Raw genomic sequence first — 23,722 nt, 5'->3', positions numbered from 1 at the left:
TTGCGATTAAACCCAGAACTTTACTTGCCTTGGAACTATAAATCACAACGCATAGACTAAATTCTGGACTCAAGCATATTTTTGATGGTGAGTTACGCTAACTTGCCGTAAGCTCACGATTAAACCGACGCTAGCTGCGTTAAAAATTTCTCATTTAGAGTAACTAAATCACAAGTCTTTCTTGCCTCAAAATAGACTACTTAGTTAAGCGCATTGGCATTATTGCTTTTGGTTTTCATCAACCAAGTATCAATCTCTTTTTCCATAAAATCGCTGATCAACGGCTGAGCTTGCTCGTTTGGATGTAAGTTATCTTTTTGCATGAGTTCAGGTTTTATCGCAATGGGTATCATGAAGTAAGGCATTAAGTAAGCGCCGGTTTCATCACTCACCTTTTTATAACTCTCAGTAAACATTGTGGTATATCGTGGTCCTAAGTTTGGTGGGATATGAATTTCCATCAGCGCAACATGAGCACCCGCTTGTTGGCTTTTGGTTACAAGTTCAATGAGATGCTGTCGCAAAAGTTTGACAGGAAAACCTCGAATACCATCATTACCACCTAATTCAATTAACACATGGCTAGGATTGTGGGCTTTGAGCCACGCATCAACTTTAAATAATGCGTTGTCTGTTGTCTGTCCGCTGATAGCAGTATTAATTAAATCGATCGGTTTTTGCTGTGAATCGTATTTATTTTGTAACAAATTAACCCAAGCTTGTGCTTGTTCAACGCCATAGCCTGCGCTTAAGCTATCTCCAATAATCATGATTTTGTCTTTGGCGAAACTGCAAATTGGCATAAGCACAAGCACAAAAAACACTAAAAACTTTAGGAAAAAACGCGTCATGTCAGTACTTTCTCAGTTAAATATCATTAATGTCACTGGGCTTACAAAGTCTGTAAATACCCTAGAGGGCGAGCTGACTATCCTCAGTGATATCAATTTTTCTGTCAAGTCGGGAGAGTCGGTTGCTATTGTTGGAGCGTCAGGTTCTGGTAAGTCCACACTGCTTAGCTTGTTGGCCGGATTGGATGTTGCTAGCCAAGGGGATGTAAGCATCGATGGTGAGCTATTAAGTCAATTAAATGAAGAAGCTAGGGCGCAATTAAGGGCAAAAAAAGTCGGCTTTGTATTTCAGTCTTTCATGTTAGTGCAAAGCTTAACGGCTTTAGAAAATGTGATGTTGCCTGCCGAGTTGGCAGGAGATAGCAACGCAAAACAACAAGCATTAGCATTATTAGACAAAGTAGGTTTATCACATCGCTTGGACCATTATCCCTCGCAACTATCAGGGGGTGAACAACAACGCGTAGCAATTGCCAGAGCATTTATCGGCACACCTAAACTGCTGTTTGCGGACGAACCATCGGCAAATCTAGACAGCAAAAATGGCCATTTGGTTGAAAAACTGCTGTTCGACTTGAATAAACAAAATGGTACAACTTTGATACTTGTTACTCACGATGAGCAGTTGGCTAAACAATGTGATCGCATCATTCACATCGAAGCTGGTAAGCTAGAAACGATCCGTGACGGAGCTAAAGCTTATGTGGGTTAAGTTAGCATATAAATTATTTAGCAGAGAATTTCGCAGAGGTGAACTTTCAATCATCTTTGCGGCAATTGCACTGGCTGTATTGACGGTATTTAGTTTGTCCTCTGTCACGCAAAGAATAGGTTTGAACATAGAACAAAAAACCAGTGATTTCATAGCGGCTGACAGACGCCTGTCGAGTAATCATGCTTTTGACTCTAGTATTGTTGCAAAAGGTGCTGAGTTTGGATTGCAAACAGCAAAAATGCTGTATTTTGATTCCATGCTGTTTGCCAACGATGAGCTGGTGCTAGGCTCTATCAAAGCGGTGTCATCAGAATACCCGTTGCGTGGACAAGTGACATTAAAAGATGACTTGAATAGCACGCTTTATGAAATTCGCGGGGCGCCAGACAAAGGGCAAGTTTGGTTAAGTGAGGGCTTATTTTATAGCCTTGCTTTGCAAGTTGGCGATAAAGTGGAGCTAGGAGCAGGTATTTTTACTGTCGCCAAGGTTTTGGTGAGCGAACCTGATGCGCCGTTTTTCTCACTTGCGGGTAATAGACGGGTACTAATGAATTATGAAGATATAGCAGCAACTAAGGCGGTGCAACCGGGAAGTCGTGTGTTTCATCGTTTGTTGTTCGCAGGTGAAGAGCAACAATTAAGTGACTTTTATACTTGGCTTAAGCCTAATCTAAAAGCCAATCAGTCTTGGCAGGGAGTAAAAGACAGGCAATCTCCTTTGGGTGATAACTTGGCACGTGCTGAGCGCTTTTTGTTATTGGCTGGTCTGTTTGGCATTATGCTCGCTGCGGTCGCAATGGCAGTGTCGGCAAAGCGTTATTGTGAACGCCAATATGACCCCGTGGCAATGATGAAAACGCTAGGTGGCAGTCGTCGCGTTATTCGCAATATCTACTTACTGCATCTGAGTTTAGTAACGGGTTTTTCAATCATTGTTGGGTTGTTAATTGGCTTTGTACTGCAGCACTTTGGCGCTGAATATTTAGCGAAATTTATGGACGCACAATTACCGCCAGTAGGACTGAAACCATGGTTGTTGTCGATTTTTATCGGTGTGGTATGTGCATTGATGTTCTCGCTAAAACCGTTATTAGATTTGTTCGATATTCCACCACTGCGCGTTTTGCGCCGCAGTTTGGGCGATAAGCTTGCTTTAAGCCGTATTCATATTTGTTTGTCTTTAATTACCATATTTTTATTGATGTGGATGTTTAGTGGGCAATTACTCACAACGCTTATTTTGTTCGGTTCAACATTGGTCGTGATTGCCGTGTTGTTTATTTTGTCTCGCTTGATTTTCAGTGCTGGCAGAAAGCTTGGTCTAAGTCCTGGGTCTAGCTGGTCATTGGCTATTGCAACGTTGCAAAAGCGTGCCAATGCGAACGCTATTCAGCTCATTAGTTTTGCGTTGGCAATTAAGCTGATGCTGTTTTTGGTCGTCCTGAAAAATGACATGATTTCGGATTGGCAAACGCAAGTACCTAAGGATGCGCCAAACATGTTTTTAATTAATATTGGCCAAAATGAAGTGCAACCTCTCGATGAGTTTTTTGAGCAAAATAATATTACGCACGAAGCATTCTTCCCTGTGTTTAATGCGCGTGTTGACGCCATTAATGGGGAAGCATTAGCACGCAGAGTGTCGCGTCAAGAAGGTGAAGAACAGGGCGAAGGTGAGCGAGAGGGCGTAAATAGAGAGCCCAATTTAACATGGTTGACAGAGCTTCCTGAGGGAAACGAGGTCACTGAGGGAAAATGGTTTGATACTAATCCTCAAAGTGAGCAAATCGAAGTATCGGTATTTGATGGTTGGCAAGAGCGCTTGGATCTAAAGCTGGGCGATACAATTAGCTTTTTAGTAAATGAGCAACGTTTTGATGCGGTTGTTACAAGTTTTAGAAGCGTAGATTGGGGCACATTAAAGCCAAACTTTGTGATGATTTTGAGCCCAAATATGGCGGGCAAGATCCCTGTGACTTATTTTAGCGCCGCTAAGTTGGATGATAGTCATACGCAAGCGATAAGTCGCATGTTACAGCGCTATCCTACGATCAGTATGATTGATATAAAAAGTCGCTTAGAGCAAGCACAATCTATTATCGCGCAAGTGTCGCTGGCGATAGGGTTTGTGTTAGCGATTGTACTGGTTAGTGGCGCGTTAGTGCTGGTGTCGCAAGTTCAAGCAAGCCTCGCTGAGCGAATGCAAGAAGTAGTGATATTACGCACACTCGGTGCAAGGGGAAGGCTTATTAAACTGGCAACCTTATATGAGTTCTTATTGTTAGGTGCAATCGCTGGGTTTGTCGCAGCTTTAGTCAGTGACGTCACATTATTAGTGATCCAGCAGCAATTATTTGATGTTGATGGAAAAATGCATCCGTATGTGTGGGCTCTCGGGCCCGCTACGGGAGCAGGGTTTGTGGCTGCCATTGGTTACTTTATGGTTGCTAAAACAATGCGTCAGAATACACAAGGATTACTGCGAAAGCTCGCTTAAATTGATTATCAGTTTCATCATTGTAAATAGCCCTCTTTGCATGAGGGCTGTTTTATTTTGGCGGCGAATAAAACCTTGTTAGCTCGTAAAACACCAGCTTAAAAAGTGCTTTCGAAGCGAAAATTTCTTTTAGCATTATTACGTTAAAAGCGAATTTGACTCCTATACTCAAGTCGATATTTATTTTTATTAATTATCACTTGGGATGACACTATGAAAAAACGATTATTAGCTGTGGCTTTATGCTGTGCCGTAAATGGGACTGCATTTGGAGCCGATATACGGATCAACGGATTTGCCTCGATTGTCGCAGGAAAGGCAACCGACGATAATATGAAGCTATTTGATTATGAAGATGACATATCATTTAGCAACGAAAGTATGGTTGCTTTGCAAATTACTTCTGACTTAGGTGATGGTCTTAGTGCTACAGGTCAGCTAGTTGCGCGTGGCAACGAAGATTATGACGCTGAATTTGCTTGGGCCTATATTAGCTATGATGTGAGTGATAATTTACGTATCAGCGCAGGCAGAATGAGACTCCCTTTGTTCAGGTACTCCGATTTTATTGAAGTAGGTTATGCTTATCGCTGGGTGCGCCCACCAACGTCGGTCTACAGCTTAAGCACGCCAGCGCCTACTGGTATCAGTGTTTTATATACATCAACTCTAGGAAGCTGGGATTCGGCCATTCAAGCTGTTTATGGTCGCGCTGAAGGTGATTTTAAAGCAATCACGAACAAAGATGATGGCAAGCTCAACGACATCACAGGGTTAAACTGGACTTTGTCTAAAGATTGGCTAACGTTGCGTGCTTCATACATGGTTGGTGAAACAACGATTAGCTTAAATAACTCGGCTTCTTTGGTTGGTTTGTCCACGTTATTAAAAACTTATGGCTTGCAAGAAGAGTTAAACAAACTGGCTATTGATAAAGATGATGGCACATTTTTGGGTCTTGGATTCGCGATTGATTACAATAACTTTCTTCTTGATGGAGAATATACAGAAATTGAAGCCAAAGACAGCCTATTGCCTGAGCAGTCTCAGTACTATGTTTCAGTTGGGTATAGAATGCAGGATTGGACGGTTCATTTAACCTATGAGGGAAATGACGACAAACACCCGGATAGTCGTTTTAACAAAGTACCTGCAACAATCACATTGGCTAATGGGGCAACGGTGCCTCTATCCACTGATCCCAGTAATCCAAATGCCCCATTAGTGAGAAACCTTCTAAATAGTGCGTTAAAAGCGACTCATGTAGATACAAGCACACTTACGATAGGGGCTAGATATGACTTTCATCCATCTGCTGCCTTTAAGATTGATTGGAGCCGTCAAGACAATGATTTAACAAATCAAGATAACGATGTTATCGCGGTTGCTATTGACTTGGTATTTTAGGAGGCAAACATGAAAAAATATTTTGCAGCATGTATGTTTTTAGCTATCAGTGTCAGTGCACAGGCCGAAGTAACTGTTATTGTCAATCCAAGCAATGGTGCGACCATTGACAAAGATGCGATAGCAAAAATTTATCTTGGAAAAACAAAATCATTCAGTGATGGTACAAAAGTGAATGCAGTAGGGCTTAATAGTGGTAGTACAGTGGATGAATTTACAGCTAATGTGTTGGGAAAATCGAGCAGTCAATATAAAGCATATTGGTCAAAGCTGATATTTACGGGTAAAGGTACGCCTCCTGAAGCACTAGACAGTGAGCAAGCTGTGATTGATTTTGTAGCTGCTAATGCGGATGCAATAGGATATGTAGACAGCTCAAAAGTAACTGGTAACGTAAAAGTTGTCGGTAAATTCTAATCGCTCGTTTGGTTACTTGCATAGCGCTATGCAAGTAACCAATTAAAATGGTAATAACTAACTCCTGTTCAGGTTAGCTAAATTACATGCTTTTTATCGGCCGATGGCTATTTGTTGCTTTACCCAAATACCTGCTTCTTTGAGCTGTGCGTCATCGAATATACCTGCTTGGCAAGCGCCTACTTTGAATACCGCGCCCGAGCGCCAATCATCGGAAAAATTCCAGTTAGTCCAACTTATTTTTTTGCTTGCCATTAAGTCTAGGTAAGCTTGTGCGCTTGCAAAGTTATTTGGCCCTTCACCTTTGTAATCCTGCGTTCCCCACTCAGTAACAAATACAGGAAGTACGTTTGATGCTTTGTCTAACATATCGCGATGAAAATCTAGGTGCGATGCAGCATAAAAATGAAAGGTATACATAATATTGTCAAATGGCAGAGGATTGTTGAGCACATCTAAATAGCTGCCACCGTCGGATGCCCCAAACGTTGACCAACCGTGAGTGCCAACGAGTACTACAGCATCGGGTTTTAACGTTCTGATAGTGGGGATGATCTGTATTGCATAGTCATAAATGCGCTGCCAGTTTACGCCGTTAGGTTCATTGGCTATATCGTAAATAATGTTATCGCGGTGCTTGTTGGCATCAACAATGTCTTGGAAGAATCGCTTTGCGTACTCTAGGTTATCGTTAGGGTCGCCAGGTGTGAGTTGGTGCCAATCAACAAGTACATACATGTCCAAATCGCTGGCTAAGGCAATCAGCTGATTAACTTGTTGGGTAAAGCCTGTAGGGTTTGTAATATAACCCCCTTCTTGAACATAGAGGCTTAAGCGGATTATATCTGCGCGCCAGTTCTTAGCCAGAGCGGTTAAAGAGCCTTGTGTTAGGCACTTGTTTAAACCAAACCACTGTAGACCGTGAGAGCTCATCCCGCGCAGTTGCACAGGGTTGTTGTTTTTATCACACAGTGTTTTTCCACAAACACTCAGTTTGCCATACTTGCTAAATGCGCCATCAACAGGTGGAGCCTGCTCACACAGGCCGAGCTTTTGCCAAGCGCTTGTGCTACCGGGGAGCGAATTGGTCCACCATTTAGCTTGGTATAACACCCCATTGTAATGCATTTTATCGCCATTAAGAGCATGATCTGGTACGCCTGCCCAGTTAGCTCTCGGCCAGTTTGGATATTCATTTTCGCCCGTACAAATACTGGCGTGGCTATTTGAATAAAAAAATAACAAAAACAGCAGACTTGAAATAGTCAGAATTTTCTTGATCATAGTGATCTCCTATAGTTACATGTTGTATCAAGTCCAATGTAAGGGTTGCTGGATTTTTGATCAATAGACATTGGTCTAAGGTGAATGAACACAATATTGACTGCAAGCGCTCAACAAGTTGTGTTTGCCAGATTATTAAAATGACTTCTATAAGGAGATAACTATGACAAATCACATCAATTATGTTGAGTTTCCGGCCGTTGATTTAGCCGCTACGGAGCAGTTTTTTAAGCAAGTTTTTGCGTGGCAATTTGAGCACTATGGTCCTGATTATATAGCGTTTAGTAATTCAGGTTTGGATGGAGGTTTTTTTCGCAGTGAGCTTGCATCAAATACTGCTAATGGCAGTGCACTGGTTGTGTTGTACAGCGATGAACTTGAGCAAACAATGCATAATGTTAAGCAAGCAGGTGGCACAATCTGCAAAGAAATCTTTAGTTTCCCAGGAGGACGTAGATTTCATTTCATTGAGCCTAGTGGCAATGAGTTAGCGGTATGGACAGCATCCTAATTTGCATGTGTAGTGCGAGTTAATCACTCGCACTACCTACATCGAGTCTTGCAAACCATTCTAAAAATTCTTGTACCATCTCACCTTTAAATATGCGGCCGTGTTGCGGTGCCATCATGTCTATCTCTAGTTCTCGAATGCGGGATATCCAGTTATTTTTAGCACGATTAGAGGGCATCCATCGACGGTGAAAATACTCCATGTGCTTTATATGACTGGCAAAGTCTTCAACAAACATGGGGGGTTCATTTTTTTCAAGTGCCGCACCAATGTCACCACTCATTAAAATTTTTGCTTTGGGGTCGTAAACATTAAAGTTACCTGAGGAATGTAAGTAGTGTGCAGGAATAAACTTCAAGGTTGCTTTACCAATTTTTATCTCTGAGCCTTCATCTTTAATTGGTTGATAGTCAATATTGTCCATGCCGAAGTGTCTAATAAAGCCCTCCCACAGCCACGGCGCGTATAATGTAGCTTGTGGCAGCGCTTTATCCCAAAGCCCCAAAGAAGAGATAATGTCAGGGTCTTGATGAGATGCGAACAGCGTGGTTATCTGTTCAAGCTTTACGTGCTTCAATAAACAAGCCAGCATTGGTGAAAATAACTCTATTCCACCAGGGTCGAGAATAATAGCTTCGTCATCACTTTTAATTAAGTATTGGTTGGTATCTATGATTTTTTCGCTTTTTTGTGAGTCTCGACCCAGCACTATCCATGAATGCGTGGTGGAGCTATAGATTTCGGTTGATTTCAACGCAGTGCCCCTCTTAATTGGTTAATTTCTCTTAAATTTTCATTGATAGCATGTTTTATATTTTTTGCAGCGCCAGCAATAAAATTTGAAACTGATTGTAAGCTTTCACTAAACTCCCCAGCGTTTGACGCTTCAACGCGGCTGGTCACGGCAATGTATTCTGCGCTTCGCATTTGTTTTAAAATATCGTCAAAATACCCTTCTAAATGAATAATGGCAGACTCCAGCTGTTTAACTGCACGGATTAACTCTAAGCGGCCTTGTTGTTGTAAATGGTGAATGTCAGCATGCTCTGATTTTTGTGCCGCCATGTTGAGTCGTTGTTGAAAGTCACTATGTCTGACCACGGATAGGGCGATTGCAAATAAGTTGCTTGAGAGCAAAGAAATACTTTTTGTTGTTTTGATGGTAAGTTCAGAAAACTCATCGATGAAATTGGTTATCGGTTTAAAACCAAATGCAGAGTCGCCAGCACGCAGTGCAACTACCCGCGCATTTTTTGCCGTCAAAGAGAGGTTTTTGGCCTCTTGTAAAATGGTGTCGAGGTTGGCAATGATGTTGGCGACACGAACGAAGTTTTTAATGGCCAAAGTGGCATCATTTTGATTAAACATCAAACATACTCAGAGATTGCATTTTCTAGAGCATAGATAATTTTTAATTTTTTCGCCTAAAAAATCCTTTTAAAACGCTCAGATCCCGCGCTTAAACTTGCTTAATCGGTATCCCTGTCTCATATTTTAGGCTTAGCAATACTTCCCGCTTTTTAAACCAAGGTTAGGTTGACCAACATGAAACACCTGTTCGTTTGGGTTTTGGGTTATTTAACAATTGTTATGGCCGCGCTATATCAGGCCCCTTCTGAACTGACAATTGCATCATTAAGTGGTGGTGGTTTATGGTTAATGGGCGCAGTTATCAATCACCCTGTGCGTATCAGGTTGTGCACGTTTGTAGCCGTCGCCGCAGTACTGAGCACCCTTGTGTTTTACCTCGCTTTGCACAGTGTGGTTGCAATGGGCTTAATACTAATGAACCTTGTGGCGGCGTTCATCCTTTGCGAGCTGTTACGAGAAAAAGTTAAACTTGATGTGATGCAAAGCCCTCCACAGCTTATATCTGGTCGAGTGATGTTGTTTTTGGTGTTGCCCTCATTCGTTATGGGGGCCGTAAGTGCAGCGTTTGTAAGCAGTTTTAGTCATTATAGTTGGTTGGAAATTTTTCAACATTGGCTATTCGGTAATGTTCTTGCACTGTTAATGGGGGTACCTTTCTTGTCTGCTTATGTTAAGCAGGGGAAGTATTTTCTTGCGCAGATATACACGGTTTCTCAGGTGAGCGTTGCTTTGCTGTGTGTCGGTTCGTTAGTAGTTATATCTTTTATGTCATGGCATCTTTTTATTATTGCAACCATCGCCTTGTTAGTTTTATCTGCTATTGCTTATGGGAGCACATTACTCGCCTTGCTTGGCTACTTATTGGGAGGCGCTGCTTATATTATCCTTTATGCCAATTTGCAGTATCTAGAGGAAAACACCCTGATACTAGGGAGTACTTTGTTTTTAACCTTGGTGATGGGGCTCTTGATTGCCACAAGTCTGTGTCGATACAAACAAAGTATTGCTCGTTTAATTACGCGCTTAAAAAAACTTAAAACCTTCAATAAACAAGCCTTTGAACTGAGCCCTGAACTTATTTTAGTGCTAGACAGTAACGGAATTGTTATAGACGCTAGTGAAGGGTTTTTGTCAGCAGTAGGGTTAAATAAACCCATAATACAAGGTAAAAATGTCACGCTCTTTTTAAGTGAACCAAGTCTGCAATCTTTTTTATCTAACAAACTGGATTATAAGCACAAATTTTCTGAAAGTGGGTTGGAGATCATCGGCCGCAACGCGAGAAAGATAACTGCAGATTTAAAAGCAACCGTCTTTGAAAGTGATAGCGGTTATTTAACGGTCTGTTTTTTACACGATATATCAGAACAATTAGAATTAGCAGATGTGTTGGAACAAGAAAAAGAACTACTTGAAGTAACACTCAGCTCAATTGGTGATGGTGTGATTTGTACCGATGTAAATAGCAAAGTGACCTATATGAACCCAGTTGCAGAAGCAGTGTTAGCAAAGCTCACCAGAGACGTTAAAGGTTTGCCGTTTGATGAAGTTATGCCGCTTTACAATGAAGATACTAAAAAGGCGATTACCGGACTCACCGATGAGTGTATCAAGAATAATCAACTAATGAGCTTGCCAGAGTTAACGTGCGTTAAAAATCATTTAAGACTTGAGTTTGCGATACAGGATTCTATTTCCCCTATTTACCTAAAAAATGGCGAGATTGCGGGAGCCGTAATGGTTTTTCAAGACGTCACTGAGTCGCGTATCATGTCGAGAAAACTAACTCATATGGCACACCATGACATTCTAACCGGATTGCCAAATAGGTTGTTATTACAAGAGCGACTAGGCCAGTTTTGCATACGAGCACAAAGGGAAGGGCACAAGTTTGCTGTGGTGTTTGTTGATTTAGACAACTTTAAGAAAATTAACGACTCGTTAGGCCATGATGTTGGTGATTTAATGTTAAAAAAAGTAGCCAGTCGTTTTACTAATGGCGTCAGAAGTGTTGATACTGTGGCTCGTATGGGGGGCGATGAATTTGTGTTGATACTTGATGCGATTAAAGACAAACATCAAGTAGCTAAGGTAGTGAATAAAATTCTTAATATTGTCTCTGGTTGTTATGAACTAGAGAAAGTGCAAGTTGAATTATCAATTAGCGCGGGAATAGCGATGTATCCGCAAGATGGTGGGTCTCCAGAAATGTTGATGAAACATGCAGATACTGCCATGTATCGAGCTAAAAAAGTCAGTAAAAGTGACTATCAGTTTTACAGCATAGAGCTTGACCACGCTGCAGAGCTGCGCATTGAGCAAGAGGCCGCTATAGCAAATGCATTGAAAGACAAAGAGTTTATTCCTTACTATCAGCCAGTGGTCAATGCTCAGAGCTTTTTGTTAGAAAAGTTAGAAATGCTTGCTCGTTGGCATCATAGAGGTAAGGTCAAAGGACCTGAGAGCTTTATTTCTATTGCTGAAGAAGCCAATTTGATTGATAAAGTCTCACACCAACTATTACTTCAAGCATTTGTTGATTTTTCAAGTTGGTTAAAGAAAATGCCAGAGTTGGTGCTGAGTGTTAACCTGAGTGTCTCACAGTTAGTTGACCCCCAATTTATAACGACAATTTTGATGTTTTTAGAGAAGAATAATATTCCACCGAGTAACCTTGAGATTGAAATTACCGAATCTTCCCTTGCTTCCAATTTAGACGTCATGAAAAAAACCTTGATTGAAATTCAACAGCGCGGGATTAGTATTGCGATTGATGATTTTGGTACCGGTTATTCGAGCCTCAGTTATTTGAAAGATCTGAATTTTGACACGATTAAGGTTGATCGAAAATTTGTTGCAGACTTAAGTGAGAGTCGCAAAAAAGGTGAACTTGCATTGGTTATTGTTAATATGGCTAAAAGCTTACATGTAAATTGTGTAGCGGAAGGCGTAGAAAGTCAGGGGCAAGCAAACATACTGGCAGAAGCCGGCTGCCAGCAATTGCAAGGATACTATTTTTCTAAACCCAAATCAGCGGCCGATATCGATTCAATCATTATGGCTGGCTTGAGCATAAACCACACAAGAACACTTCAATAAAGCACATTTCAAAAAAATATTAAAAATTAACAAGCCTTAAGGTTTACTTAATTTTGCTCCCCTAGATTAAACATATCACTACTAGGGGAGTTGCCAAATGAGTGCAATGACAATTCATGATTTAACGATGCCTTCGAGCGCTTTGCATTGGGCTAAATACAACCAAAGTGGCCGTTTAGAACTGGAAATGCAAGTTAAAACTGGTTTTGCAAAAGCATATGCTGCCGACATACACGAGTTTTATCCTCTGTTGAGCCGTTTAAATACACCTCAAGGCTATTGTGTTTTAGGATTGCGTATTGCTGCTGCCGAGCCGCTATTTGTGGAGCAGTATTTAGAGCAACCGATAGAGACATTCTTACCACAATGCACCCGCCGCAGTGAAATTGCAGAGTTAGGTAATTTGTATTCAACGCACCGCAGTGCAACCCTTGGACACTTTATTGTGGCTGCTCAAGCACTTTTATCACAGCACATTCGGTTTTTAACATTTACAGGTACGGTGCAAGTAAGAAAGCTGATGGCTTTGTGTCAGGTGCCAATTTGTGAACTAACGCCTGCACAGCCTAACAAAGTTGAGAGCGCCAAAGACTATGGTAGTTACTATGAGGCTGACCCAAAAGTATGTGTGGTCGACTTAGAAAATGTGCAGCAAGTGATCGATACGACCAAATTGTATAGCAAACTAGCAGAGCAATACTCTAATGAGGTCAATGAGTTGGTTTTAGGATTGCAATCATGAATGCACTTATTCAAAAGCTTAAAGATACGCCCCCAGAGCAGATTGTACTCGTTGATGAACAACACCATATTTGCGCCAAGCAGCTTATCTTACAGGTTGAGCTACTTGCCGAGTTTATTAACGCTCAACAAGTGAGTTGTGTTGCTCACAATATTGCCAACGGCCTTACGTGGGTAGCATTAGACCTTGCTTTAACTTTAACCCGCAGTGCAGTTTTACCTTTGCCAACTTTTTTTAGCCAAACTCAGTGTGACTTTGCGATACAAAAAGCGGGTGCGCAATTATTCATTTCACAGAGCGAGTTAGAAGCCCATGTAGCGCTTGATACCTTAACCGTGTTTGAGCAAAAACTGTGGGTATACTACTTGCCAAAGCAAGATGATGTTGCGCTATTTGCTGGCACGCAAAAGATCACCTTTACCTCAGGTTCGACTGGTCAGCCTAAAGGTGTGTGTTTGTCTTTAGATAGCCAATTGGCTGTGGCTAAAAGCTTGTGTGAGCGTATTAACTTAAGTGCGCCAAAGCACTTATGTGTATTACCACTGGGAGTATTACTGGAAAACATCGCTGGTGTTTATGCGCCAATGTTAAGCGGTGGGCAGGTAAAAGTATTGCCTATCGAAAAGCTTGGCTTTTGCGGTAGCCAGTTAAAAGATGGCGAAGCACTACTTAGTGCTATTTCGCAATATCAACCTAACAGCTTAATTTTAGTGCCAGAGCTTTTGAAATTTATGTTATTAGCATGTGAGCAAGGCTGGCAACCACCTAGCAGTTTGGCCTTTATTGCGGTGGGAGGGGCACATGTCTCTAAGAGTATGCTGGAAAAAGCAAAAATCTTCGGCTTGCCTGTTTTTCAAGGATATGGCCTGTCGGAGGCAAGTTCGGTGGTGTGCTTAAACACTAAAGCGCAGCAAGATGGCTCGGTCGGTGCGCCGTTAGACCATATACAAATTAAAACGATTGAAAGCCAGCTATACATCAAAGGGCCGATCTTTTTAGGTTATTTAGGCGAAGCTGCGCACCCTAAGGAGCAGTGGTATGCAACCGGGGATCTAGTCAATGTAGAGGAACAAACGGGAACTACCACGGTAACCATTATTGGTAGGAAAAAGAACCAAATAATCAATAGCTTTGGCCGAAATATAGCCCCTGAATGGCCGGAGTCTTTATTGCAAAATGCCAGCTTTCCCATACAAGTGGTGGTATGTGGTGAAGCTAAACCTTATCTATGCGCGCTTATATGGGCGCCGGAAAATATTTCTAACGACCTTCTTTCACAGCATGTTGAAGACATAAATCGCTTATTGCCCGATTACGCGCAAGTTGCGCGCTGGCATCGTCTAGATGTGCCTTTGAGCACGCAAGCTGGACTACTCAGTGCAAACGGACGACCTAAACGAGAGGCAATAGCACACTTTTATGCTCCACAAATTAACGCTTTATACAGTTTCGAGCAGGAGAAACCGATGACTACTTTTTATGATGAATTACAAGCACAAACACAGACTGAACGTGAGTACCTTCTATCTGCTCCAATTATTAAAGATGTTTTTGAAGGGCAAATCACACTCGGTCAATATGGCTCATTTTTACAACAAGCTTATCATCATGTGAAACACACGGTGCCTTTATTGATGGCCTGTGGTAGCAAGTTAGATGAATCGAAAGAGTGGCTACGTGAAGCCATTGGTCACTATATTGAAGAAGAAATGGGGCATCAAGAATGGATCTTGAATGACTTAGCACAGTGTGGCTTTGATAAAGAGGCTGTTCGTCACTCAGCACCAAGCTTCGCTACTGAGCTGATGGTCAGTTATGCATACGACAGTATTAATCGTGTTAATCCATTGTGCTTTTTTGGGATGGTTAATGTGCTAGAAGGTACGTCTATCGCTTTAGCCGATCAAGCAGCGCAAAGTATTGGTAAACAGCTTAATTTACCGCAAAAAGCATTCAGTTATTTAACCTCTCACGGTGCTTTGGATATTGAGCATATCGACTTTTTCAAAGGCTTAATGAATAAAATTGAATGTCAACAAGAGCGGCAACTGATCATTCACAGTGCAAGATGCTTTTATCGACTTTATGGTGATGTATTTAGAAGCATTGAGGCGCAACCTAGCATTGATTTAACGCAGGAGGCCAGCTAATGGATAAACAAAAACTTGCGGTTATAACGGGGGCTTCTGGCGGGATCGGTGCGGCAATCGCAACGCAATTGAGCCAAGCTGGGTGGCGTTGTTTATTACTCGGTCGCGACGAAAATAAACTGCAGCTTCTGCAGCGCGCTTTAGGCGAGGAACATCAATACTTGGCATTAGATTTAACCCAACCTGGAAGCGGTCAACGCGTTACGATGCATGCTATGACCCTAGGTGGGGCCGCATTGCTCGTCAATTGTGCTGGGTGTAACGAGATGCGTTCGTTTGAAAATGAACAGCTAGAACAAATTCAACAGCAAATAAACGTTAATTTGCTGGTGCCTATGTTGTTGACGCATCATCTGCTACCACAATTAAGCAGCGTTAAAGGCACAATTGTTAATGTTGGTTCGGCATTTGGTTACATCGGCTATCCGTATCAAAGTGTTTATTGTGCGAGCAAATTTGGACTACGTGGATTTAGTGAAGCGTTATCCAGAGAGCTAGATGGACAAGTTGCAGTTAAGTATCTTGCGCCGCGCGCAACCGACACCCGCATTAACCCAGAAAACGTAAGAGCATTAAACAGTGCTTTAGGAAACAAAATGGATACCCCAGAGGAAGTGGCCCACAACTTTATGCGTTTACTAAATAGTAAAAAACGCCGTTGGGTGGTCGGGTTTCCTGAAAAGCTCTTTGCAAGAGTGAATGGTTTGCTGCCTGAGTTAGTCGATAGCGCCATCATCAAGCAGTTAAAAATTATTAAAAGTTATATTAGTTGCCAGCTTAATACTAAGGAGTCATCCTCATGAAAAAATTTAAAACAGTGATACTTGCAGCACTGCTTGTAAGTTCTAGCGGCTTTGCAAATGCGGATTTTAACCAGGAGCTCAGCGCCATCCAAAAAGCGTGGGCAAGTGTTAATTACGAGCTGCAAGATGAGGCGCAAGAAAAAGCGTTTGAAGCATTAGTTAAAGACAGCCAATCATTGGTCGCTAACTATCCAGACAAGGCCGAGAGTCATATCTGGCATGGTATTGTGCAATCAAGTTATGCAGGAGCCAAAGGCGGGCTTGGTGCGCTCGGCCTAGCTAAAGCGGCTAAAGCAGAGTTGGAAGCGGCCATCGAAATCGATGAGTCAGCCTTAAGCGGCTCCGCGCTGACTAGCCTTGGTACGCTTTATAGCCAAGTTCCCGGCTGGCCAATTGGCTTTGGTAGCGATAAAAAAGCGCAAAAGTTGTTTGATAAAGCTTTAAAAATTAATCCAACTGGACTAGATGTTAATTACTTTTATGGACAATTTCTTTATGATGAAAAGCAGTATAAAGAAGCGTTAGAGCACTTAAAAAAGGCAAAAAATGCGCCAGCCAGGTTGGGCAGAGAAAAAGCAGATCTGTATCGCCAACAAGAGGTTGATAATTTAATCGCAAAAGTAGAGAGAAAGCTAAAACATAAACGATGAAACTATTACTTGTTGAAGATGATGCATTGCTTGCTCAAGGGCTGATACACTCATTACAAAAAGAGGGATACTCGGTGGAGCATGCTCAAACGGTCAGTATGGCCAAGAGCATGCTGGATAATGACGAAATTGAGCTTGTGGTTTTGGATTTAGGCCTACCCGATGGGGATGGCCTAGAGGTGTTAAAAGCGATTAAAAAGCGACATTTAGCGCTTGCCGTATTGATCTTAACTGCCAGAGACTCTATTGAAGACAAAATCACAGGTTTAGATCTTGGTGCTGATGACTATTTACCCAAACCTTTTGAAGCCAAAGAGTTATTTGCACGTTTGCGCGTTATAAGCCGACGTTTGGGTAGCCAAACAAGTAGTACTTTGCAGTGTCAGAATGTACAGCTTGACTTGGCAAGCCATCAAACTCTGGTGGAGGGAGAGCCACTGATTTTGCCACGCAAAGAGTTTATGCTGCTAAAAGCTTTGATGGAAAACGCGGGTCGCGTTTTATCGAAAACGCAATTAGAAAGTAAACTGTATCAATGGGGTGAGGAGCTGGGTTCAAACGCCATTGAAGTCCATATACATCATTTACGAAAAAAGCTGCCTAAAGATTTCATTAAAACTTTGCGCGGTATAGGATATGTCGTTGCTAAATAATGTAAATGCGCAAGAACAAAAAGCGCGTCTATCAATAAGCCGAAGGCTGACGATGATACTGCTGTCGGGCGTTATTCTGACGGCATTTATGGCACTGATGAATGGTTATCAGCGCAGTATGGATGAAGCGCAAAAGCAATTAGATATACAATTGATGAGTATGGCAAATGTATTGATAGCGACACCGGTACGTAACTGGCCTGAACAAAGTGATTTATTTGCCCAATTATGGCAGCAGCAAAGCCAAATTTACTCTGCTAAGTTACTAAAAAACTTATCAATATCGTCCTTAGAGCAGCCTGGGTTTGCCACCCAAAATATATCTGGAACTAGGTTAAGAACGTTTGTTTTACACAAGGATGACAAGCGTTTAATGGTGGCTGAACCTATTCACAAGCGCTTTATGCTTTCTGAAAGTTTGATTTTATCTGCTATGACCCCGCTGGTTTTGGCTACGCCGCTACTGGCCATTTTTATTGCTTGGTATATCCGCAAAGCGCTGCGTCCATTGAGAACTTTGTCAAATGAGCTTAAAGAGCGCCAAGCAAATGACTTTACGAAACTAGAAATTGAGAGCGAAGATGCCGAGGTAGCCCCGGTGATCGAGCGACTCAACAGTCTTTTTGCAAAAGTTGAGAAAGCCTATTTGCGTGAGCGCTATTTTGCGTCAGACGCAGCGCATGAACTAAAAACCCCTATCAGTAGTTTGAAGATCAACTTACATAATTTATCTAATGATATTCAGCACCCAAGCTTAAAAGCAATGCAGCAAGGTATCGAGCAATTAAATCATATCGTTGAACAAATGCTCACTTTAGCCAGAACTGAACCTGATCGTTGGCGCACAAACTTTCATCCCATTGATATCACTGAACTCAGTCAAAATGTGGTCGCTCAGTTGTACGAACGAATAGAGCAAAAGCACATTCAAATCAGCTTAGATGCGCAGCAATATTGGCTTAGAGGCTGTGAGTTTACCCTCAACACGCTGTTTATTAACTTGCTAAGTAACGCGGTAAAATATACCCCAAATGATGGCTATGTGAAGTTGTCGATCACTTGCTTGAACAGCAAAATTGTGTGGACGATAGAAGATTCTGGCCCTGGTATGGATGATACCCAGATAGCACGTATTTTTGATAGATTTTACCGAGTGGGTGGAGATAAACACCCTTCGGGAGAAAAGGGAGCAGGTTTAGGTATGGCCATAGTACAGCAAATAGCTCAGATTTATGGTGCGTCTGTACGTTTTGACCGTTCACAACTAGGTGGCTTGCAGGTACAAGTTGAATTTCCAGAGGAGCATACATGCGAATAACAAGGAGTTATATGTATTTTTGTATGTTGTTTGGGATGTTTACATCAGTTAAAGCTGCAGCCACAGACTCTGTCACTATTGTTCTTAAAAACCACTTGTTTATTCCCGCGCAGGTAGACGTTCCTGCTGGGAAAAAGGTAAGACTAATTATTGATAATCAAGATGAAACAGCTGAAGAGTTCGATAGCTTTGACTTGAATCGCGAGAAGGTGCTGTTTCCAAAAAGAAAAAGCATCATTTATATCGGCCCGCTTAGTGTCGGAGAGTATCGATTTTTCGGTGAGTTTTCGCCTAATACTGCGCAAGGTGTGGTGATTGCAAAGGAGAGCACTGATGCTACTCAATAGTGTGATTATTAGTATCAATCAGTTCTTGCCTTTAGCCTTGCTATGGGTGCTACTGCATCATAGTGATTTTGGTCAAGCTAGTGAAAAGTTACCTTTTTTACCAACTCTCTTACTCTGTGCGTTAGCATGCGCGGTGTTCTTGGGCTTTGCCGATACCATCAGTCAGTGGTTTGACTACAAGGGCCTAGAAATATTCAAGATCCTATTATTATTGGGTATTTATGGGTGTGTTGTAGCTGTACTGTGCTTTGGAGGGCGTGTGTATAAACAAATAGCCATTGTGCTGGCCAGTGTCATGTATTTGAGTCACTTTGTTATGTATGTAAGTAGTTACTGGCAGTTAGACACCAAGCAAGGCATTGTAATTGGAACAATACTTGGGCTGGGGATTTGCTTAAGCTTTTGTACCTTATTATTTTTTACCTTGGCTTGGTTCAAAGCCCATAGAGCCTGGGCGGTTGTTTTAGCGTTATTGTCGGCACATAGCGCGAGTAAGGTGGCCAATGCTGTTGATTTAGCGGCACAAATAGACTTGCTACCTAGTAGTGAAACGGTGTTTGACCTGCGTTTTTTGTTAGATGAGTACGGCATTACAGGTCGGTTGCTCAAAGCGTTGTTAGGGTATGAAGCCACGCCAAGTTACGCAAATTTAGTTGCCTTTACATCTGCTTTGATCCTGAGTGCAGGTGTGATTATTTGGCGCATGCGCCTCATTGAGCAAGGTTCTGTTAAGGGGGTAGAGCATGACCAATAAGCTGCAAATTCAACTATTGCTTCTAATAACTTTATTGGGCGCAATCTCATGGGGTTGCCGTGCTGATGGGATGGTAGTTGATAAAGTATATCATCCTTATGTGCTGCCTTTTGAAAGAGAGGTTGAATGGCGTTGGTTATCACGCCAAACGGATGAGGGCAATGTATTAGCGCAGCGTGCGGGACTTGGTTGGGCCATAGCAGAGACTGTCACAGTTGAAGGATATATGATTGGTGAGCGTGACCAGCTAGATAATTTTGATTTAGCAGCGTATGAGCTTGAAGCGCGCTGGCAGATGGTAGAGCAAGGGCGTTATTGGGCGGATTGGGGGATGTTGTTTGAACTTGAAAAGCAGCATAAAACATCTGCCTATGAAGCAACCGTTGGTGTTCTATTCGAAAAAGAAATAGGAAAAGTGAGTCTCACTATGAATGCCTTTGCAGTTAGAGAGTGGGGCTCAGAGATTAAAAATGAATGGGAAAGCGAATTTAGAGCACAGCTGCGTTATCGGTTTGCACCTGCTTTTCAACCAGCAATTGAGATCTACAGTGGAGAGGACTTTGTTGGAATTGGCCCTGCGGTCATCGGATTGTATCGGTTTGAAGGTCAGAGACAATTAAAGTGGGAAGCGGGTTTTGTGAGTGAAATATCGCACTCCGGCAAAGATCATAGCTTTAGATTGGCATTAGAGTTTGAATTTTAATATCTAAGTAATGGCAACGTTTTTCGGTGGATGGTTCAGTTTTTATCCATCCACTAGTCAATGAAAGTAACATTCTGAATATGTTTGCTTAAGTAGCTTTTAAATAGTTCATAATCGCCATTAGGGAAGTTAAACCCAATTAGCTTCCCGTCATTGCCATAGTTGTACGGTAAAGTGAAGGTAGCAAATTGTGGCGTTTTGCTAAGTACAACCCTATTGATACTTTCTACGTTTATTTTTTGTTGTTCGATGTACAAATACCCTTGTTGAAATACAACATGTTTTATCGGTTCACGAATGATCCTGGGGTTTTGATTTTGCAACAGGTATGGCACATAAATAATTACCGTCGACGCAAGTAATGACTTAACACTAAAAGTTAGCTCTGAATAATATGTAAAAATCACATAACATGTAGCCATGCACAGCCAAGTAATGGATAGCGTTTTTAAAGATACATTTATCATACTTAAGTCTCATCAAAGGCTAATACACTTTTCATAGTATTGAGTGTTTGCATTGTGGGTACTTAGTGATTCTATTATACCGCAATATTAATTAATTTATTTTTGAAGGTGTGCCGAGTTCGTAACCCGTAACATTGAAGTGAAAAAAGGAATTGACGCCTAGATGATATGTTATGGCGAATGCTCAAGATTTGTACCCTAGTATAAGGTTGGCAGTAACTAGTTGCTAAAATACCATTGAATAGAATGTATCTAAAACCTCTGCTGACGTGAAATTTTCCCCAAGACATACCTATTCTAAAAGAGCCAAGAGCTTTGTGAGTTACTTTTGTTGGCACTCTTGTCTCATGGCAGGTTTACAAACTAAGTATCTATTATTTCACTTTTTAGAATGGCACTGAGCTTAGTAGTGCCTTTTTCTTTTTATTTCGTAATAAGTTGGCTATTGAAGTTGCAAAGGTGGTTTTTTGGATTAGCCTTAAATTGGGCTAGTTGGCAGGAAGAGCAGCATAACGACGTGCCCAAATAATTCATAATTATGGAGAAGACGATGAATAAACTGGTGTTAATTATATTGGCAATCATATTTCCGCCGATTGCAGTGGCGTTGAACAATGGGGTGGGTAAAGATCTCGTGATTAATATCCTACTCAGCTTACTATTTTTTGTTCCTGGTATTATCCATGCATTTTGGTTGATTCTGCGTTAGGAAACATTGCGAACCCACTCAATTTATCTGGCCTTAGAGTATGATTATATGGCAATATCTCGGTAGTTTTTGCCAACATAGTATTAAGAGAAAATAGTTATGCCTAAGGCCAGTGAAATTAAAAAACATGCAGCCATCGAATACAACAATCGTGTAATGATCGTAAAAGATATTGAACGTTCAGTGCCTCAAGGCCGAGCGGGTGGTAGCTTGTACCGTATGCGCATGTACGATGTAGTTAATGGCGCAAAAGTAGATGAAACTTTTAAAGCCGATGAAATGCTAAATTTAGCCGATTTGGTTCGTCGTCCTGTTATGTTTTCTTACATAGATGGAGACGAGTATGTATTTATGGATGAAGAAGACTACACACCTTACTCTTTAAACAAAAGCACCATTGAAGAGCAAGCTCTTTTTGTAAGTGAAGACACCAAAGGTCTATTGGCTGTTATTGTTGAAGGGGCACCGGTATCTATTGACTTACCGTCTAGTGTAGAGCTTGTGATTACTGAGACTTCTCCGTCAATGAAAGGGGCTTCAGCAAGTGCACGCACAAAACCTGCAACTTTGACTACTGGCTTAGTAGTTCAGGTGCCTGAGCATATCTCAACGGGCGATAAAATCCGTATCAATACCGATGAGAAAAAGTTCATGGGACGCGCTGAGTAATTTTGCTTATTGGGGTTGCAATATACAGACGTGTGCTTGCAACCTCAAAAATGTAACTTTGAACAAGAGCAACGACTCGCCACATCGTTGAGCTTAAACAAAATTAGATTGCAGCATTCACATTACGAGATCAAACAACGGTATGGAAAATAATATAAAGAGCCTTACAAAAGCGTGTGATGAGTTAGGGTTTAGCTATGAATTTATAGACTTAGACAATAACTTTGTACGTGTAAAAATGGACAATGGCTGGCAATATTTTGAACTGAATAAAACGCCCTTTAACACTGAAGCTGCATTTTGCATCTGTAAAGATAAAAGTCACTCATATCAATTGCTAAAAGATGTTGTGCGTGTCCCAAAGACGCTTGATTTTTTGGACTTTAATGTCTCTTCTAAATACAGTAAATATAAACATTGCAATAGTATTGCTGCTGCGCTTGCACGTATCGACGATAATTTTACCTATCCTATTGTTGTTAAACAAAATAAAGGTGCTTTAGGTACGAATGTATTTTTATGCTCGGATGCATTAGAAACTGAAAAAGCATTTCAGGACATATTCAATCATCAATCAAAAAGTTACGACTACATCGCACTTGCACAAGAATTTGTGACAACTAAATCCGAGTATCGACTGTTATGCGCTTATGGTAAACCAATATTTGCCTATCAGCGTGGCAGTGCCGCCGCTACCTTTAATGTTAAATATTGGGAGCATGGTGAACAAGCGCAACTAGTTACGGATAAGGCATTATTTCAACAGCTTGCTGACTTTGTACAACCTATTTACGATGAGTTTCCAATGGGCTGGGTAGGATACGATATCATCATTGATGATAAAGACGAGCTCTATTTGATTGAGTTAAATGCTTCCCCGCAATTTAATAACTTTATTGAACACAATAGCTCTGAGCCTGTTATTGAGCTCTATAAGCATGCACTTACACAGCTAAACAAGCGTGGATAGAGTCGCTAGGTTGATAGAAAAGGCCGAACATTAATTTTATTTAAGGTTTGTTCTAGATAGGCATCATCAATCAGCATATTTGCGTGCAATTGACAAAAACACTTGCTCAATCGCTAAAAACTCATCCAAAATTTCTGGGTCAGCTTCCCCAAATGTTTAGACTAATGCAAACAGGTGATAGCTGGAACTGTGCTATCAAGAATAATGTATTGATTATAAATAACCTGAAAATAAAATGACACTTGAAGGTATTTTGTGCCGTTTAAGAACAGGAATACCATGGCGAGATTTACCTAGTGAATTTGGCGATTGGAGTACTGTATTTAGGCGATTCAACTTGTGGCCTAAAAAAGCGTGATGATAGAGATTTTTCAATTCCTCTCTCGTCTTAATGACTCTCTGTTGCTATTTCTTGATGATAGTATTGTTAAAGCTCATCATGACAGTACTAATATAAGCTCACAAGCAGAGCAAGCTATAGGTAAAAGCCGTTGCGGTAAGTCAACCAAAATATATTGTGAGCTTACGGCAAGTTAGCGTAACTCACCATCAAAAATATGCTTGAGTCCAGAATTTAGTCTATGCGTTGTGATTTATAGTTCCAAGGCAAGTAAAGTTCTGGGTTTAATCGCAAT

24 protein-coding genes and 1 pseudogene are annotated in these 23,722 nt (G+C 41.4%); 20 read left to right on the top strand and 5 right to left on the bottom strand.

Features of this window, described 5'->3' with window-relative positions; translation table 11 throughout:
- Window positions 1-200 precede the first annotated feature (200 nt).
- The gene (locus tag HC733_RS19110) at window positions 201-851 is read right to left on the bottom strand and encodes an arylesterase (protein WP_190366595.1); all 651 of its coding nucleotides are present in this window, start codon (window positions 849-851) and stop codon (window positions 201-203) included.
- Between HC733_RS19110 and HC733_RS19105 the strand changes: the two genes are divergently transcribed.
- The 4 genes from HC733_RS19105 to HC733_RS19090 all read left to right on the top strand — a co-directional run bounded on the left by HC733_RS19105 (window position 850) and on the right by HC733_RS19090 (window position 5,887).
- Window positions 850-1,563, top strand: a complete 714-nt coding sequence (locus HC733_RS19105; RefSeq protein ID WP_190366594.1) for an ABC transporter ATP-binding protein — start codon at window positions 850-852, stop codon at window positions 1,561-1,563. The two genes, HC733_RS19110 and HC733_RS19105, sit on opposite strands and share 2 nt — an antisense overlap.
- Entirely contained in the window at window positions 1,553-4,063 is a 2,511-nt protein-coding gene (locus HC733_RS19100; RefSeq protein ID WP_190366593.1) for an ABC transporter permease, read from the top strand. The genes HC733_RS19105 and HC733_RS19100 overlap by 11 nt, the downstream gene beginning before the upstream one ends.
- A gap of 213 nt (window positions 4,064-4,276) precedes the next feature.
- Entirely contained in the window at window positions 4,277-5,470 is a 1,194-nt protein-coding gene (locus tag HC733_RS19095; RefSeq protein ID WP_190366592.1) for a porin, read from the top strand.
- A gap of 9 nt (window positions 5,471-5,479) precedes the next feature.
- Complete coding sequence (locus HC733_RS19090) at window positions 5,480-5,887, top strand: phosphate ABC transporter substrate-binding protein (protein ID WP_190366591.1); 408 nt, start codon at window positions 5,480-5,482, stop codon at window positions 5,885-5,887.
- A 93-nt stretch (window positions 5,888-5,980) separates the two neighbouring features.
- Here HC733_RS19090 and HC733_RS19085 read toward each other — a convergent pair whose 3' ends face one another.
- Window positions 5,981-7,171, bottom strand: a complete 1,191-nt coding sequence (locus HC733_RS19085) for a cellulase family glycosylhydrolase (RefSeq protein WP_190366590.1) — start codon at window positions 7,169-7,171, stop codon at window positions 5,981-5,983.
- Between the two features lie 163 nt (window positions 7,172-7,334).
- On the opposite strand from HC733_RS19085, the gene HC733_RS19080 reads away from it, so the two are divergent.
- Entirely contained in the window at window positions 7,335-7,682 is a 348-nt protein-coding gene (locus HC733_RS19080) for a VOC family protein (protein WP_190366589.1), read from the top strand.
- A gap of 19 nt (window positions 7,683-7,701) precedes the next feature.
- Here HC733_RS19080 and HC733_RS19075 read toward each other — a convergent pair whose 3' ends face one another.
- Both HC733_RS19075 and HC733_RS19070 read right to left on the bottom strand, forming a co-directional pair.
- The gene (locus HC733_RS19075) at window positions 7,702-8,436 is read right to left on the bottom strand and encodes an MBL fold metallo-hydrolase (RefSeq protein ID WP_190366588.1); all 735 of its coding nucleotides are present in this window, start codon (window positions 8,434-8,436) and stop codon (window positions 7,702-7,704) included.
- A complete protein-coding gene (locus HC733_RS19070; RefSeq protein ID WP_190366587.1) occupies window positions 8,433-9,050 on the bottom strand; it encodes a chemotaxis protein in 618 nt (205 codons plus the stop codon). The genes HC733_RS19075 and HC733_RS19070 overlap by 4 nt, the downstream gene beginning before the upstream one ends.
- A 177-nt stretch (window positions 9,051-9,227) precedes the next feature.
- Here HC733_RS19070 and HC733_RS19065 point away from each other — a divergent pair, with 177 nt between their 5' ends.
- The 11 genes and pseudogenes from HC733_RS19065 to HC733_RS19020 all read left to right on the top strand — a co-directional run bounded on the left by HC733_RS19065 (window position 9,228) and on the right by HC733_RS19020 (window position 20,272).
- Complete coding sequence (locus HC733_RS19065) at window positions 9,228-12,152, top strand: bifunctional diguanylate cyclase/phosphodiesterase (protein WP_190366586.1); 2,925 nt, start codon at window positions 9,228-9,230, stop codon at window positions 12,150-12,152.
- A gap of 97 nt (window positions 12,153-12,249) precedes the next feature.
- Window positions 12,250-12,894 (top strand): thermostable hemolysin, encoded by a 645-nt coding sequence (locus HC733_RS19060; RefSeq protein WP_190366585.1) that lies wholly within the window; start codon window positions 12,250-12,252, stop codon window positions 12,892-12,894.
- Window positions 12,891-14,330 (top strand): annotated as a pseudogene (locus tag HC733_RS23260) (AMP-binding protein); the annotation flags it as partial. The gene HC733_RS19060 and the pseudogene HC733_RS23260, both read left to right, overlap by 4 nt.
- 30 nt (window positions 14,331-14,360) lie before the next feature.
- Window positions 14,361-15,044, top strand: a complete 684-nt coding sequence (locus tag HC733_RS23255; protein ID WP_238937626.1) for a TenA family transcriptional regulator — start codon at window positions 14,361-14,363, stop codon at window positions 15,042-15,044.
- Complete coding sequence (locus tag HC733_RS19050) at window positions 15,044-15,847, top strand: SDR family oxidoreductase (protein WP_190366583.1); 804 nt, start codon at window positions 15,044-15,046, stop codon at window positions 15,845-15,847. The genes HC733_RS23255 and HC733_RS19050 overlap by 1 nt, the downstream gene beginning before the upstream one ends.
- Entirely contained in the window at window positions 15,844-16,497 is a 654-nt protein-coding gene (locus tag HC733_RS19045; protein ID WP_190366582.1) for a tetratricopeptide repeat protein, read from the top strand. Before HC733_RS19050 ends, HC733_RS19045 begins: the two co-directional genes overlap by 4 nt.
- Complete coding sequence (locus tag HC733_RS19040; protein ID WP_190366581.1) at window positions 16,494-17,150, top strand: response regulator; 657 nt, start codon at window positions 16,494-16,496, stop codon at window positions 17,148-17,150. The genes HC733_RS19045 and HC733_RS19040 overlap by 4 nt, the downstream gene beginning before the upstream one ends.
- Window positions 17,134-18,468: an ATP-binding protein gene (locus HC733_RS19035; protein WP_190366580.1), complete on the top strand. Its 1,335-nt coding sequence runs from the start codon at window positions 17,134-17,136 to the stop codon at window positions 18,466-18,468. Before HC733_RS19040 ends, HC733_RS19035 begins: the two co-directional genes overlap by 17 nt.
- Before the next feature lie 11 nt (window positions 18,469-18,479).
- Window positions 18,480-18,815 carry a cupredoxin domain-containing protein gene (locus HC733_RS19030; RefSeq protein ID WP_446727647.1) on the top strand — a complete coding sequence of 112 codons (336 nt, stop codon included), beginning with the start codon at window positions 18,480-18,482 and terminating at the stop codon, window positions 18,813-18,815.
- Entirely contained in the window at window positions 18,802-19,569 is a 768-nt protein-coding gene (locus HC733_RS19025) for a hypothetical protein (protein ID WP_190366578.1), read from the top strand. The genes HC733_RS19030 and HC733_RS19025 overlap by 14 nt, the downstream gene beginning before the upstream one ends.
- Entirely contained in the window at window positions 19,559-20,272 is a 714-nt protein-coding gene (locus HC733_RS19020; protein ID WP_190366577.1) for a hypothetical protein, read from the top strand. Before HC733_RS19025 ends, HC733_RS19020 begins: the two co-directional genes overlap by 11 nt.
- A gap of 53 nt (window positions 20,273-20,325) precedes the next feature.
- On the opposite strand, the gene HC733_RS19015 is transcribed toward HC733_RS19020, so the two are convergent.
- Entirely contained in the window at window positions 20,326-20,739 is a 414-nt protein-coding gene (locus HC733_RS19015; RefSeq protein ID WP_190366576.1) for a hypothetical protein, read from the bottom strand.
- A gap of 538 nt (window positions 20,740-21,277) precedes the next feature.
- On the opposite strand from HC733_RS19015, the gene HC733_RS19010 reads away from it, so the two are divergent.
- From HC733_RS19010 to HC733_RS23660, 4 genes are all read left to right on the top strand, one after another.
- Complete coding sequence (locus tag HC733_RS19010; RefSeq protein ID WP_446727646.1) at window positions 21,278-21,448, top strand: YqaE/Pmp3 family membrane protein; 171 nt, start codon at window positions 21,278-21,280, stop codon at window positions 21,446-21,448.
- A gap of 99 nt (window positions 21,449-21,547) precedes the next feature.
- The gene (gene efpL / locus HC733_RS19005) at window positions 21,548-22,117 is read left to right on the top strand and encodes an elongation factor P-like protein EfpL (RefSeq protein ID WP_190366574.1); all 570 of its coding nucleotides are present in this window, start codon (window positions 21,548-21,550) and stop codon (window positions 22,115-22,117) included.
- A 142-nt stretch (window positions 22,118-22,259) separates the two neighbouring features.
- A complete protein-coding gene (locus HC733_RS19000; RefSeq protein ID WP_190366573.1) occupies window positions 22,260-23,087 on the top strand; it encodes an ATP-grasp domain-containing protein in 828 nt (275 codons plus the stop codon).
- Window positions 23,088-23,322: 235 nt separating this feature from the next.
- Window positions 23,323-23,445: a transposase gene (locus HC733_RS23660; protein WP_190366572.1), complete on the top strand. Its 123-nt coding sequence runs from the start codon at window positions 23,323-23,325 to the stop codon at window positions 23,443-23,445.
- The last annotated feature ends 277 nt before the right edge of the window (window positions 23,446-23,722 follow it).

The sequence above is a fragment of the Pseudoalteromonas sp. S16_S37 genome (genome assembly GCF_014694405.1).
GTDB lineage: Bacteria > Pseudomonadota > Gammaproteobacteria > Enterobacterales > Alteromonadaceae > Pseudoalteromonas.
The sequence above is the reverse complement of the archived record's forward strand: the minus strand, read 5'-3'. Positions and strand labels throughout refer to the sequence as shown.

Excerpts from the sequence above, each read along its gene's own strand:
- HC733_RS19065 (WP_190366586.1), top strand. The coding sequence starts at position 9,228 with ATGAAACACCTGTTCGTTTGGGTTTTGGGTTATTTAACAATTGTTATG.
- HC733_RS19000 (WP_190366573.1), top strand. The coding sequence starts at position 22,260 with ATGGAAAATAATATAAAGAGCCTTACAAAAGCGTGTGATGAGTTAGGG.
- HC733_RS19090 (WP_190366591.1), top strand. The coding sequence starts at position 5,480 with ATGAAAAAATATTTTGCAGCATGTATGTTTTTAGCTATCAGTGTCAGT.
- HC733_RS19020 (WP_190366577.1), top strand. The coding sequence starts at position 19,559 with ATGACCAATAAGCTGCAAATTCAACTATTGCTTCTAATAACTTTATTG.
- HC733_RS19100 (WP_190366593.1), top strand. The coding sequence starts at position 1,553 with ATGTGGGTTAAGTTAGCATATAAATTATTTAGCAGAGAATTTCGCAGA.
- HC733_RS19040 (WP_190366581.1), top strand. The coding sequence starts at position 16,494 with ATGAAACTATTACTTGTTGAAGATGATGCATTGCTTGCTCAAGGGCTG.
- HC733_RS19035 (WP_190366580.1), top strand. The coding sequence starts at position 17,134 with ATGTCGTTGCTAAATAATGTAAATGCGCAAGAACAAAAAGCGCGTCTA.
- HC733_RS19070 (WP_190366587.1), bottom strand. The coding sequence starts at position 9,050 with ATGTTTAATCAAAATGATGCCACTTTGGCCATTAAAAACTTCGTTCGT.
- HC733_RS19060 (WP_190366585.1), top strand. The coding sequence starts at position 12,250 with ATGAGTGCAATGACAATTCATGATTTAACGATGCCTTCGAGCGCTTTG.
- HC733_RS19050 (WP_190366583.1), top strand. The coding sequence starts at position 15,044 with ATGGATAAACAAAAACTTGCGGTTATAACGGGGGCTTCTGGCGGGATC.
- HC733_RS19095 (WP_190366592.1), top strand. The coding sequence starts at position 4,277 with ATGAAAAAACGATTATTAGCTGTGGCTTTATGCTGTGCCGTAAATGGG.
- HC733_RS19110 (WP_190366595.1), bottom strand. The coding sequence starts at position 851 with ATGACGCGTTTTTTCCTAAAGTTTTTAGTGTTTTTTGTGCTTGTGCTT.
- HC733_RS19010 (WP_446727646.1), top strand. The coding sequence starts at position 21,278 with ATGGAGAAGACGATGAATAAACTGGTGTTAATTATATTGGCAATCATA.
- HC733_RS19080 (WP_190366589.1), top strand. The coding sequence starts at position 7,335 with ATGACAAATCACATCAATTATGTTGAGTTTCCGGCCGTTGATTTAGCC.
- efpL (WP_190366574.1), top strand. The coding sequence starts at position 21,548 with ATGCCTAAGGCCAGTGAAATTAAAAAACATGCAGCCATCGAATACAAC.
- HC733_RS19025 (WP_190366578.1), top strand. The coding sequence starts at position 18,802 with ATGCTACTCAATAGTGTGATTATTAGTATCAATCAGTTCTTGCCTTTA.
- HC733_RS19045 (WP_190366582.1), top strand. The coding sequence starts at position 15,844 with ATGAAAAAATTTAAAACAGTGATACTTGCAGCACTGCTTGTAAGTTCT.
- HC733_RS19105 (WP_190366594.1), top strand. The coding sequence starts at position 850 with ATGTCAGTACTTTCTCAGTTAAATATCATTAATGTCACTGGGCTTACA.
- HC733_RS19015 (WP_190366576.1), bottom strand. The coding sequence starts at position 20,739 with ATGATAAATGTATCTTTAAAAACGCTATCCATTACTTGGCTGTGCATG.
- HC733_RS19030 (WP_446727647.1), top strand. The coding sequence starts at position 18,480 with ATGTATTTTTGTATGTTGTTTGGGATGTTTACATCAGTTAAAGCTGCA.
- HC733_RS23255 (WP_238937626.1), top strand. The coding sequence starts at position 14,361 with ATGACTACTTTTTATGATGAATTACAAGCACAAACACAGACTGAACGT.
- HC733_RS19085 (WP_190366590.1), bottom strand. The coding sequence starts at position 7,171 with ATGATCAAGAAAATTCTGACTATTTCAAGTCTGCTGTTTTTGTTATTT.
- HC733_RS23660 (WP_190366572.1), top strand. The coding sequence starts at position 23,323 with ATGACACTTGAAGGTATTTTGTGCCGTTTAAGAACAGGAATACCATGG.